This is a genomic window from Nocardia sp. NPDC004654, assembly GCF_040609595.1.
Classification (GTDB): Bacteria; Actinomycetota; Actinomycetes; order Mycobacteriales; family Mycobacteriaceae; genus Nocardia.
In genome coordinates this window covers 541,419-552,640 of the sequence record NZ_JBEXKI010000005.1, presented here as the reverse complement: position 1 = coordinate 552,640, position 11,222 = coordinate 541,419, and the positions used below count along the sequence as shown (strand labels likewise).

The window sequence follows — 11,222 nt, the reverse complement described above, 5'->3', positions numbered from 1 at the left end:
CTGTGCGGGCGAAACCTTGGTGGCGATCAGTCCCAACTGAGTCCGCCGCGGCGCCACTCGTAGGCGTAGGCGACCGAGACGTTGAAGATGAACAGCGCCATCGCGGCGAGACCGAAGAGACCCAGCGCGTCGAAGTGAACGGCCCACGGGTAGAGGAACACGATCTCGATGTCGAAGATGATGAACAGCATGGCGGTGAGGTAGTACTTCACCGGAAAGCGCTGTCCGGTAACGTTTCCCGGCCCGCCCGCGACGGCGTGCGGAGTGGGCTCGATGCCGCACTCGTAGGCCTCCAGCTTGGCCCGGTTGTAGCGCTTCGGCCCGATCAGAGCGGCCAAGAGTATGGAAAAGACCGCGAAGGCCGCGGCGACCGCGCCGAGCACCAGGGTCGGCAACTCCATGTTCACGACTGCACTTCCCCTCCTGCGAGCCCTCCCGGGGCTCCTGTACGGCGGCTGGTGGCAGCTTCCGAGGCGGGCTGACGTCGTTGTCCGCCTTGGCCAGACTCGCCCCATGGCCTCGCTCGGCGGGGCGTGCGCCAGGGAGATCAGACACAGCGGGTCTCATACCCGTGCTCGCGCCCATGTGAGCTACGGCACAGCCTACAACTGATAGGACTGACCGCCACTCCTTTGTTCCCGGTTGTTTGATCGAATTCGGAACTGGGATTTATGACTGATGTGGGGCAATCCGCACGGTCTGTCACGTGACGAACCGGCACGTCGTTCGTGCTGCGCGCACGACGCCAAGCTACCGCCGAGTATCTTCGCTACCGATGAGTCGCCCGCGATGATCGCGCGACCGAACGCGACGGTAGCGCTCGGCGGCGTACCCGAAGGGCCATTGGTGACGATTGCTCATCAGTTGCTGGGCTGGATGGATCGAAACGGCGATGCGATCCACCGGTCGAATGATGAGGAATTGCTATTAATCAGGCGGCGGTGCGGTCGTGCAGCAGCGCGACGACGGCCTCGGTGAGCCGGATCGGATCGATCGGGTGCGCGACGGCGGCTTCGGCCCGCGACCAGGTCGCCAGCCAGGCGTCGTCCGGCCTGCCGGTGAGCACGAGCACCGGTGGGCACTCGTCGATCTCGTCCTTGAGCTGCTTGGCGATGCCGAGTCCGCCCGCGGGCGTCGATTCGCCGTCGAGGATGGCGAGGTCGATGCCGCCCTCGTCCATCCGCTCGATCACCACCGGCGCCGTGGCCACCTCGAGGTAGTCGAGTTCGGGTAGCTCCGGGTGCGGGTTTCGGCCCAGCGCCAGCATCACCTGGCGCCGGGTATCGGCGTCGTTGCTGTAGACCAGCACCCGCAGCGGGGTGGAACGAGTCGAGTCGGCCACGCAGGGATGGTACGTCCGCGGCGGTCCGCGGCGTGGCAGGTTGGCGCAGATCGATGCGCGCGTCGTCGCGGGTGGGTTGCGTGGGTACAAGGTGATCGCAAGCGCCCCATAGGAATTAGCCGGTACCATCCGGCGAATGCGGGGAGATCTCACCCCGGTCCTCGTCGACACCGACGTGTGGACCGATGACTTGCTCGACAGGGCCGGGATACCGGTCATCGATGTACCGTTCGTGACGATCGGCAGCGGAATCGGGTCGTTCGCCGCCTTCGACACACTCCGGATCTACGGTGTGCCCGCGCGTTCGATCGCGGTGCTCGGTCCGCAGGACGTGCCGTGGGCCGGGTACGAATATCTGACCAGGGTGTCGCAGATTCCGCGCGGCGAGCGACTCCGCAGCGATTCCGGCAGCACCCCCGAGAACATTTGGGGCTTCCCGTCGTACGCGCTACGCGAGGCGATTGCCGAAAAGTCGCTGGCGCCGCTGTGGAACGTGCTCACCGAGCCGATCCTCACCAATTACTACACCCCGCGCGCCGGTCAGGCGTTCGCCGCGATGGAGCGCGAGTACCACCGCGTCGACTACGCCCGCTCGCTCTACAAAGGGCAGGTCCGGATGGTGCGCAGGCGCCACGGCGGCGGCTATTACACGATCCTGACTCCACCCGACGGCGCGACGCCGACCAAGCGCGTGGCCTTCCGCAGCACGTACGTGCACGTGGCCGTCGGCTATCCGGGATTGCGGTTGCTGCCCGACCTGCAGGCCTATCGCGAGCGCTTCCGCGACCCCACCCGCGTCGTGAACGCCTACGAACCGCACGAACACGTCTATCAGGCGTTGCAGCGAAGACCGGGGACGGTCATGATCCGCGGCGCGGGGATCGTGGCGAGCCGAGTGTTGCAGCGTTTGATCGATGATCGCGACCAGTACGAACTCGACACCCGGATCCTGCACCTGTTCCGCACCTACGTGGCGGGACCGCAGGGACCGAGCGTGTTCCTGCGCCGCAAGGGCGGCGACGGTTGGTCCTACCAGGGTTTCAACTGGCCCAAGGGTGCGTGGGGCGGGCAGCTCAAGGCGAAGCTGCGCGGGCTGGAAGGTGAGCAGCGCGCCGCGCTGTACAAGTCGCTCGGGGGAACGACCACGCCGGTGCGCAAGAGCTGGCAGGAACAGTTGCGGCGGGGCCGCGCGCAGGGGTGGTATCAGGTGATGGCGGGCACGGCGCACGATCTGCGCCCCGCCGACGGCAGGCCGGGCGTGGTGACGACCATCTCGCCGGATACCGAGGCGCCCTTGCCGTTTCGACCGCCGAGCCAGCCGTTCGAGGCGCACGCCGACTACGTCATCGACTGCACCGGACTGGAAGCCGATATCCGCGAACACCGTTTGCTGGCCGATCTGCTCGACCACACGGGCGCCGGACGCAATCCGGTCGGCCGACTCGACGTGGACCGCACCTTCGAGCTGATCGGCACCCGCAGCGGCACGGGGCGCATGTACGCCGCGGGCAGCGCGACGCTCGGCGGCTACTACGCGGGCGTCGACTCGTTCCTCGGGCTGCAATACGCCGCACTGGAAATGGCCGACGACCTCGCCGCGCTCGGCTTCTGCCGGCGCCTCGGCCCGCTGCGCTCCGCGCGGCAGTGGTGGCTGTGGGTCAACGACAAGAAGATCTGAGCGATGACTCCCACTCTGAACGGGCGAATCCAGACCCGTGTTCTCGTGCTCGGCGCGCTCGGTCTGCTTGTCGCGTTGTTCATCACGCCGCTGCTGCCGACCGGTTCGCTCTCACTGGGCCAGTCCTATCGGGTGACGCTGTCGGTGCTGCTCGCGGTGATTCTGGTCGGCGTGCTCTGGGAGCTGCTGTACCACTTGCTGCAGCAATTCCGATGGGAGAAGGACTGGCCGACGCTGTTCGGGTTGCTGACGATGGTGAACGAGGGGCTGCTGATGTGGCTGCTGCTCCGCACCACCACGATCGTGCTGCCCGAGCAGCTGCGGCCATCGGCGGCGGCGTTCCTGATCCACTTCGTGGTCACCTGGATCGTGTTCTGGCTCTTCGTGAACGGGCCGATCCGGCTGTTCTTCCACCGCTGGCGGTACAACGGAGGCAGGTTCCTGTGAGCGGGGCGGTGCGCCGTCCGAGCCGGGACGGGCGCCGCGAAGGAGGACGGCGGTGACGGATCCGCGGGTCGAGGTGCTGCCTGGGACGCACCTTGTGGCGTGCCACGGCGGGGTGGTCCTCGTGGTGGCCAACCGGGACGATGTGACGGCGACCGAAGACACTCTCGCGGGCGCCGTCCTGATCGCGTTGCGCGAACTGGTGGACGAGGCGGCGGCCAAGGAGCCGAAGCGCACCGGACGCATGTTCGCACGCCTTGCCACCACCTGGCTGATGAGTCTCGATGACGAGGACGCCGTCGAGTTCGGAGTGCTCACACCGGCCGCCGCCGGACTCGCGGTGTTCCTGCACGGGCGGGTCAGCGCGGTGCTCGCCGGCGCCGACCGCTCGGAGGTGCTGCGCGGCAGCGACGCCGGTTTCACCGTGGACCGGGTGGTGATCCCGGCGCCCGCGATCGGCGCCGGGTTGTTCGTGGACGAGGCGGATCGGGGGAGCGAGCTGCCGGGGATTCGCGGAGTGTGCACGTTGGCAGAAGGTGCCGTTCCGGGGTCGGGTGCGGTGCTCTGGTACGGGCAGCCCGTGTCGAAAGTGGCGGTGGTAAAAGGACATAAGCCCTCGGTCGCACAGGGGCAGCGGCAGACCGACGATCGATCGAGTGCCGCGCAGCGGACCGCGGAGATCGACCTCCAGGAGACGTTGGCGCCGAGCGCACCGGTCGACGACGAGACCGCGGTGCCACGACCGTTCACACCGGAACCGGATCGACGCGCGCCCGAACCGGTCGACGGTGGACACAAGCGCGGGAGCTCGCCGGTGCGGCCTGACACCGGGCCGGAGCACTCGTCCGGCGGCCGCCCGATCGACAGCGGGCATGTCGCGTCCGGGCCGGGCCGCCAGCCCGAACCGGCGGTGTCGCGTGGCGCGGACGAGCGGCGGGTGATCGTCAAGGGCTACAAGTGCGCGCGTCAGCACCACAACGATCCGCGGGTGTCGTTCTGCGCGGTCTGCGGCATCCGCATGGACCAGCTCACCTGCGTCCTCACCGACGGCGAACGCCCGCCGCTCGGCCTGCTGCTGTTCGACGACGGCACCTCCTACATCCTCGACTCCGACTGCGTACTCGGCCGCGAACCCGACCACTCCGAGGCGGCGCGGCGCGGCGCCCGCCCGATCCGTGTGGAGGACGCCTCCGGCGGCATGTCCCGCACCCACGCTGAGATCCGTTTGAAGGACTGGGATGTCACCGTGATCGACAGCGGCTCCGCCAACGGCACCCACATCCGTCAACCCGGCCACCAGGACTGGACCCGCGCCCTCCCCGGCCACCCGGTGATCCTGCAACCCGGCGCCCAAATCCTCCTCGGCGGCCGCACCGCCACCTTCGATTCGCAGCACGGTCAGATGTGAGCGCGGGTGACCCACTTCACTGACTGATGCTGTCAGGAATTCGCGGGCTGTCTCGTTCAGGGAGCACGCGAACCAGACAGGAGCGAATCATGAAGCACCGCATCGTCGTCCTCGGAGCCGGATACGCCGGAGCCTTCTCCGCCGGGTATCTGGCCCGCCAACTCCACTCCGACGACTTCGAGATCACCGTCGTCAACGCCGAACCCGATTTCGTCGAGCGGCTGCGCCTGCATCAGCTCGCCGCCGGGCACGAGCTGCGCCACCGGCCGCTGACGGAGATCTTCGCGGGCACCGGCATCCGGCTACGAGTGGCGCGGGTGACCGGCGTCGACGTCGAGCACCGGACGGTCACGATCGCCGACGACAAGGGCATCGACCGGCTCGCGTACGACACCCTGCTCTACGCGCTCGGCAGCACCGCTGCCGACCACGGCGTTCCCGGCGTCGGCGAACACGCCTTCCACGTGGCCGCGCGGTCCGCCGCGCTGCGCCTGCGCGCACGCCTGGACGAGCTCGGCGAGGACGGGACGGTACTGGTGGTCGGCGGCAATCTGACCGCGATCGAGGCCGCCACCGAGATCGCCGAAGCTCGTCCAGGGCTCCGGGTCGGCCTCGCGACCAGCGGCGAACTGGGCGGCTGGCTCGGCGCGAAAGCCCGGCGTCACCTGCTGCGTGCCTTCGACCGGTTCGGTATCACCGTCCACGAGCACACCAGGATCGAGCGCGTCGAGGAGGCGGCGGCCATCGCCGCAGACGGCACCGCCTTCGTCTCCGACGCGACCGTGTGGGCCGCCGGTTTCGCCGTCCACCCGATCGCCGCCGCCAGCGGCCTCGCGGTGGAACCCAACGGCCAGATCACCGTCGACCGTCAGATGCGGTCGGTCTCGCACCCGGATGTCTATGTTGCCGGTGACAGCGTCTTCGTCATCGGCGAGAACGGTCGGCCGTTGCCGATGTCGTGCGCTTCGGCGGGATTCACCAGCCAGCAGGCGACGGCCGCGATACTCGGCGATCGGACCGGGCGCAAGATCAAGGCGACCTCGCTGGCGTATGTCGGCAACCACATCAGCCTCGGCCGCAAGGACGCGATCTTCCAGCTGGTCGACGGTGACGCGCGGGCGAAGTCGGGGGCGCTGTGCGGCCGGACGGCCGCGCGCGTCAAGTCGGCGATCCTCACCACCGCAGCATGGACCCTGAGCCACCCGACCTTCGGAAAGCCGAGTCGCCGGTACCGCTTGGCCACCACCCGAGAGCACTCGCTCGACGTGGTCGCCGCATAGAGTCGTGCTCATGGACACTGCCACCGTGGCGCGGTTCGAGGCCAGCCGAAATCGGCTGGCCTCGCTCGCCTATCGTCTGCTCGGCTCGGCCGCCGACGCCGAGGACACGGTGCAGGACGCTTTCCTGCGGTGGCAGGCCGCCGACCGGGAGTACGTCGAAGTGCCCGAGGCCTGGCTGACCAAGATCGTCACCAATCTGGCGATCGACCGGCTCCGTTCGGCGAAGGTGCGGCGCGAACGCGCGGTAGGCACCTGGATGCCGGAGCCGCTCCTGGACCGCGACCCGATGCTGGGCCCGGCCGACACCGTCGAGCAGCGCGAATCGGTGACGCTGGCGGTGCTGACCCTCATGGAGCGTCTGGCGCCGGTCGAACGGGCCGTTTACGTGCTGCGCGAGGCCTTCGCGTACAACCACGCCGAGATAGCCGAGATTCTCGGCATCACCGAGTCCGCGAGCCAGCAACACGCCCACCGGGCCCGGCGTCGAATGGCCGCCGCCCGCAACGGCGCCGACACAGACCCTGCCTCCGCGCGGCGAATCGTCGAGGCCTTCGTCGATGCGGCAGCCTCGGGCCGGACCGAACGGCTGGTGGCGCTGCTGACCGATGACGCGACCGGCATCTCCGACGGCGCAGGCGGGCTGGCCGCGAGGCTGATCCGGTACTCGACTCCGCAGCGGCTCGCCGAGGCGGTGCGGGCGGGCTTCAAACCGTCTGCGGCCAAGCGGCGATTCGCCGGTGGCTCACCCTCGATCCACGCTGCCGTGGTGAATGGTTGCCCGGCCATGCTGTTCACGCTCGACGACCGCGTTCTCGGCGTCGCGATCCTGGAGATCCGTGGCGACAAGATCGCAGGCATGCGCAGCATCGCCGCCCCGGCCCGACTCCGTCGCATCACAGCGGAGTGGCAGCGGCGAGAGCACGATCCCCCGCTGATCGAATCGTGGTGACCGACTGGCCGACACGCGAGTGATACGCATCACATCCTGTCAGGATCGCCGGTGCCGCGGTGTCTTGTGTTCGAGCCCCTCGGAGCGAAGGAGACACCCCCGCTCACCCTGCGATGAATCCGGGCGCGAGTGTTGGCGGTGGCCGGCGGCGCACCCGATAGCCGATCGGGCTCTACGACAACGTCGTTGGATTCTGGAAGGCGTCTTCGCCCACTTCGGCGCGATCCATGATGTGCGTGAGAAACAGGCGCGTGGTGGGGGTGGGGGTGCGGGTGGTGATGGCGTGCCAGGCGCGGTCCAGGGGCGTGCCGTCCACCGGCAGGACGCGCAGTGCTCCGGTTTCGATGTGGTGTTCGACCGCGTCGTTGTGAATCAAGGTGACGCCCAATCCTTCTCGGGCCGCGGCGATCACCGCGCCGTGCGAGCCGAGGGTCAGGGTGGGTGGGGAGATCTGGAGTTGGTCGAGTAGGGCGAGGGTGGCGTCGCGGGTGCCGGAGCCACGGCCGCGCAGCAGCCAGGTGGAGCGCAGCGGGTCGCGGCAGCGGTCGGGCGCGCCGACGACGACGAGCTGGCTGGCGCGCCGGGCGCGGGTGACCAGGCCCGCGTCGCGCGGCGGGCGGCCCGCGATGACGAGATCCGTTTCGTGGTGCAGCAGTTCGACGAACAGCACGTCGCGCGGATGGATGGACAGACTCAGTTCGATGTCCGGATAGCGGTTGCGGAACTTGGCCAGCGGGCGCAACAGCACGGACTCGCCCGCGGTGGCCACCACGCCGATGCGCAAACGCCCGATCTCGGCCTGCCGCACGGCGGCCTGGGCTTCCTTCATGAGACCGAGGATGCTGCGGCAGTATTCGGCGTAGACGCGCCCCGCCTCGGTGAGCGCGATGCCGCGACCCGCCTTCGCGATGAGTTTGGCGCCCAGCTGTTTCTCGATGTGGGCGACCGCGGCCGATACCGCCGCCTCGGTGACGTGCAGCTGGGTCGCCGCGCGCCGGATGCTGCCCTGGCGGGCGACGGTCAGGAATGTTTCCATCCGCGCCGCACTCACCATACCCACCCACCGACGGTAGCAAACCCGAAGAAAAGGTTGAGGATTACCAGAAACATTCAAATTGTTTGTGGTCGATGGCCCCGTCATCCTGGAATTCGCAACGCCCACAACGCTCCAGGAGGAACGATGGCCGAAGAGATCGAACGGGATCGGTGGGATCCGGGCGTTCAGTCGTATGCGTCCATGGGGTATTACGCCCCCGACTATCAGCCGTCGGACACCGATGTGCTCGCCGTGTTCCGGGTGACACCGCAGCGTGGCGTGGATCCAATCGAGGCCGCGGCCGCGGTGGCGGGCGAATCGTCCACGGCCACTTGGACTGTGGTGTGGACCGACCGGCTCACGGCACACTCGAAGTATCAGGCCAAGTGCTACCGGATCGACGAGGTTCCGGGCAGGCCGGGGGAGTACTTCGCCTACATCGCCTACGACATCGATTTGTTCGAGGAGGGTTCGATCACGAATCTGACATCCTCGGTCATCGGCAATGTGTTCGGTTTCAAGCCATTGCTCGCGCTGCGCTTGGAGGACATGCGCATTCCGGTCGCGTACGTCAAGACCTTCCAGGGCCCGCCGCACGGCACGGTGATGGAGCGCGAATACCTCAACAAATACGGCAGGCCGTTGCTCGGGGCGACGGTGAAGCCCAAATTGGGGCTCTCCGCGCGCAATTACGGCCGGGTGGTCTACGAGGCGTGCAAGGGCGGCCTGGATTTCACCAAGGACGACGAGAACATCAACTCGCAGCCGTTCATGCGCTGGCGCGACCGGTACCTGTTCGCCATGGAGGGCGTGAACCGCGCCATGTGCGAGACCGGCGAGATCAAGGGCCACTATCTCAACGTCACCGCGGCCAGCATGGAGCAGATGTACGAACGGGCGGAGTTCGCCAAGGAACTCGGCAGCGTGGTCATCATGATGGACCTGACCGTCGGCTACACCGCGATGCAGTCCATGTCGCATTGGGCGCGGCGCAACGGGGTGCTGCTGCACCTGCACCGAGCGGGCCACGCCACCTTCACCCGCCAGAAGACGCACGGCGTGAGCTTCCGCGTGCTGGCCAAGTGGTGCAGGCTCATCGGCGTCGATCACCTGCACGCGGGCACCGTGGTCGGCAAGCTGGAGGGCGATCCGGCCACGACCAAGGGGTTCTACGACACGTTGCGGGAGAACCACATTCGCACCGAACCGCGCAACGGCATCTTCTTCGATCAGGAGTGGGCCAGCCTGCCCGGGGTGATGCCGGTGGCCTCCGGCGGCATCCACGCGGGCCAGATGCACCAGCTGCTCGACCTGTTCGGCAATGACGTGATCTTGCAGTTCGGCGGCGGCACCATCGGCCATCCGCTGGGCATCGCGGCGGGCGCCGAGGCCAACCGGGTGGCGCTGGAAGCGGTGGTGAAGGCGCGCAACGAGGGCCGCGATCTGCTGAAGGAAGGGCCGGACGTGCTGCGCAAGGCGGCCGAGATCTGCCGACCGCTCGACGTCGCGCTGGCGACCTGGGGCGATGTCACCTTCGACTACACCTCCACCGACGCACCCGACGCGGTGCCGACGGCCAGCGTTTGAAAGGCGTTCGCATGTATCTGCGTCACGGAACCTTCTCGTATCTGCCCGATTTCACCGACACCGAGATCGCCGCGCAAGTGCGCTACGCGCTGCTCAACGGGTGGCCGGTGTCGATCGAGTACACCGACGATCCGCACCCGCGCAACGCGTACTGGGAGATGTGGGGTCTGCCGCTGTTCGATCTGGACGAGCCCGACGGCGTGCTCGCCGAGATCGACGCGTGCCGGGCGACCTTCCCGCGGCACTACATTCGGGTGCTCGCCTACGACGCGAGCTACACCAGGCAGACCACAGCGCTGAGCTTCCTGGTGCAGCGTCCGCCGGAGGAGCCGGGCTTCACCTTGACCCGCACCGAGGGCCCCGACCGCGTGCAAACCTACGGACTGCGCGCCTACGCCACCGATCACCCGCAGGGACAGCGGTATGGCGGCTGATCGGAACGGCTCCGGTTTCCGCTTGCACCGGCCGGGTGTCGACGACCCCCGGCCGGTGCACGCCGCGGCCGACTCCGAGCCCGAGGCGCCCGTGCTCGGGCCGGACGCGACGCTGGATCTGTCGACCGATATCGCGGGCAACGATGTCGAGGACACGCTGAGCAGGCTGGACGCCGAGCTGGTCGGCCTGGCCAATGTGAAGCTGCGGGTGCGCGAGATCGCCGCGCTGCTGCTGATCGACCGGGCCCGGCAGCGGTTCGGTCTCGACGCCTCGCGACCCACCATGCACATGAGCTTCACCGGCGGCCCTGGCACCGGCAAGACGACGGTCGCGCTGCGCATGGCCGAGATGTTGCACGCGCTCGGCTACATCCGAAAGCCCAAGGTGCACACCGTGACCCGCGACGATCTGGTGGGTCAGTTCATCGGGCACACCGCGCCGAAGACCAAGGAGGCGCTGGCCAAGGCGGCGGGCGGGGTGCTGTTCATCGACGAGGCCTACTACCTGTTCCGGCCGGAGAACGAGCGCGACTATGGGCAGGAGGTCATCGAGATCCTGCTCCAGGAGATGGAGAACGAACGCGGCAGCCTGGTGGTGATCTTCGCGGGCTATCCGGATCGGATGGAGCGGTTCTTCTCCGCCAATCCGGGTCTGTCGTCGCGGGTCGCGCATCATCTCGAGTTCGTCGACTACACCCACGCCGAGCTGATGGCCATCGCCGAGTTGATGGTGGCGCGGGAGAACTTCCATTTCGATCCGGCCGCGGCCGCGGCGTTCGCGGAGTATCTGGAGTTGCGGATGACACGACCGCGCTTCTCCAATGCCCGCAGCGTCCGCAACGCGCTGGACCGGTGCCGGCTGCGCCAGGCCAAGCGTCTGGTGGAGCTGCGGCGACCGCTGACGAGGACCGATCTGATCACGCTGACCGACCGGGACGTGTACGGCAGCAGCGTGTTCACCGACAGCGGTGCGCGCGACGGGGCAGCGGAGCGCCGCTCGTCGGGCACCACCGAGCAGCCGGACGGGCCGACCGCGAGGGCCCCCGCATGACCGATTGAGACGC

General features: G+C 68.1%; 11 protein-coding genes. 8 read left to right on the top strand and 3 right to left on the bottom strand.

Features of this window, described 5'->3' with window-relative positions; translation table 11 throughout:
* Nucleotides 1-26: 26 nt before the first annotated feature.
* Nucleotides 27-407 (bottom strand): NADH-quinone oxidoreductase subunit A, encoded by a 381-nt coding sequence (locus tag ABZV58_RS20205; protein WP_355001660.1) that lies wholly within the window; start codon nucleotides 405-407, stop codon nucleotides 27-29.
* 524 nt (nucleotides 408-931) lie between these two features.
* Nucleotides 932-1,267, bottom strand: coding sequence for a hypothetical protein (locus tag ABZV58_RS20200; protein ID WP_355001724.1), 336 nt, complete (start codon nucleotides 1,265-1,267; stop codon nucleotides 932-934).
* A gap of 211 nt (nucleotides 1,268-1,478) precedes the next feature.
* On the opposite strand from ABZV58_RS20200, the gene ABZV58_RS20195 reads away from it, so the two are divergent.
* The 5 genes from ABZV58_RS20195 to ABZV58_RS20175 all read left to right on the top strand — a co-directional run bounded on the left by ABZV58_RS20195 (nucleotide 1,479) and on the right by ABZV58_RS20175 (nucleotide 7,101).
* On the top strand, nucleotides 1,479-3,020 hold the full coding sequence (locus ABZV58_RS20195; protein ID WP_355001659.1) for a hypothetical protein: 1,542 nt from the start codon (nucleotides 1,479-1,481) through the stop codon (nucleotides 3,018-3,020).
* Between the two features lie 3 nt (nucleotides 3,021-3,023).
* Nucleotides 3,024-3,467, top strand: a complete 444-nt coding sequence (locus tag ABZV58_RS20190; RefSeq protein ID WP_355001658.1) for a hypothetical protein — start codon at nucleotides 3,024-3,026, stop codon at nucleotides 3,465-3,467.
* A gap of 52 nt (nucleotides 3,468-3,519) precedes the next feature.
* The gene (locus ABZV58_RS20185) at nucleotides 3,520-4,872 is read left to right on the top strand and encodes an FHA domain-containing protein (RefSeq protein ID WP_355001657.1); all 1,353 of its coding nucleotides are present in this window, start codon (nucleotides 3,520-3,522) and stop codon (nucleotides 4,870-4,872) included.
* 89 nt (nucleotides 4,873-4,961) lie between these two features.
* Nucleotides 4,962-6,152, top strand: a complete 1,191-nt coding sequence (locus tag ABZV58_RS20180) for an FAD-dependent oxidoreductase (protein ID WP_355001656.1) — start codon at nucleotides 4,962-4,964, stop codon at nucleotides 6,150-6,152.
* 10 nt (nucleotides 6,153-6,162) lie between these two features.
* A complete protein-coding gene (locus tag ABZV58_RS20175) occupies nucleotides 6,163-7,101 on the top strand; it encodes a sigma-70 family RNA polymerase sigma factor (RefSeq protein WP_355001655.1) in 939 nt (312 codons plus the stop codon).
* Between the two features lie 172 nt (nucleotides 7,102-7,273).
* Here the strand turns inward: ABZV58_RS20175 and ABZV58_RS20170 are convergent, their stop codons facing one another.
* The gene (locus ABZV58_RS20170; RefSeq protein ID WP_355001723.1) at nucleotides 7,274-8,155 is read right to left on the bottom strand and encodes a LysR family transcriptional regulator; all 882 of its coding nucleotides are present in this window, start codon (nucleotides 8,153-8,155) and stop codon (nucleotides 7,274-7,276) included.
* Between the two features lie 126 nt (nucleotides 8,156-8,281).
* Between ABZV58_RS20170 and ABZV58_RS20165 the strand changes: the two genes are divergently transcribed.
* From ABZV58_RS20165 to ABZV58_RS20155, 3 genes are read left to right on the top strand one after another with little or no spacing between them, the layout of a single operon-like run.
* Complete coding sequence (locus tag ABZV58_RS20165) at nucleotides 8,282-9,724, top strand: form I ribulose bisphosphate carboxylase large subunit (protein ID WP_355001654.1); 1,443 nt, start codon at nucleotides 8,282-8,284, stop codon at nucleotides 9,722-9,724.
* 11 nt (nucleotides 9,725-9,735) lie between these two features.
* Nucleotides 9,736-10,158: a ribulose bisphosphate carboxylase small subunit gene (locus ABZV58_RS20160; RefSeq protein ID WP_355001653.1), complete on the top strand. Its 423-nt coding sequence runs from the start codon at nucleotides 9,736-9,738 to the stop codon at nucleotides 10,156-10,158.
* Nucleotides 10,148-11,209: an AAA family ATPase gene (locus tag ABZV58_RS20155; RefSeq protein WP_355001652.1), complete on the top strand. Its 1,062-nt coding sequence runs from the start codon at nucleotides 10,148-10,150 to the stop codon at nucleotides 11,207-11,209. The genes ABZV58_RS20160 and ABZV58_RS20155 overlap by 11 nt, the downstream gene beginning before the upstream one ends.
* Nucleotides 11,210-11,222 lie beyond the last annotated feature (13 nt).

Coding starts and splice junctions, on each gene's coding strand:
- ABZV58_RS20160 (WP_355001653.1), top strand. CDS start 9,736: ATGTATCTGCGTCACGGAACCTTCTCGTATCTGCCCGATTTCACCGAC.
- ABZV58_RS20195 (WP_355001659.1), top strand. CDS start 1,479: ATGCGGGGAGATCTCACCCCGGTCCTCGTCGACACCGACGTGTGGACC.
- ABZV58_RS20180 (WP_355001656.1), top strand. CDS start 4,962: ATGAAGCACCGCATCGTCGTCCTCGGAGCCGGATACGCCGGAGCCTTC.
- ABZV58_RS20165 (WP_355001654.1), top strand. CDS start 8,282: ATGGCCGAAGAGATCGAACGGGATCGGTGGGATCCGGGCGTTCAGTCG.
- ABZV58_RS20155 (WP_355001652.1), top strand. CDS start 10,148: ATGGCGGCTGATCGGAACGGCTCCGGTTTCCGCTTGCACCGGCCGGGT.
- ABZV58_RS20170 (WP_355001723.1), bottom strand. CDS start 8,155: ATGGTGAGTGCGGCGCGGATGGAAACATTCCTGACCGTCGCCCGCCAG.
- ABZV58_RS20190 (WP_355001658.1), top strand. CDS start 3,024: ATGACTCCCACTCTGAACGGGCGAATCCAGACCCGTGTTCTCGTGCTC.
- ABZV58_RS20175 (WP_355001655.1), top strand. CDS start 6,163: ATGGACACTGCCACCGTGGCGCGGTTCGAGGCCAGCCGAAATCGGCTG.
- ABZV58_RS20200 (WP_355001724.1), bottom strand. CDS start 1,267: ATGCTGGCGCTGGGCCGAAACCCGCACCCGGAGCTACCCGAACTCGAC.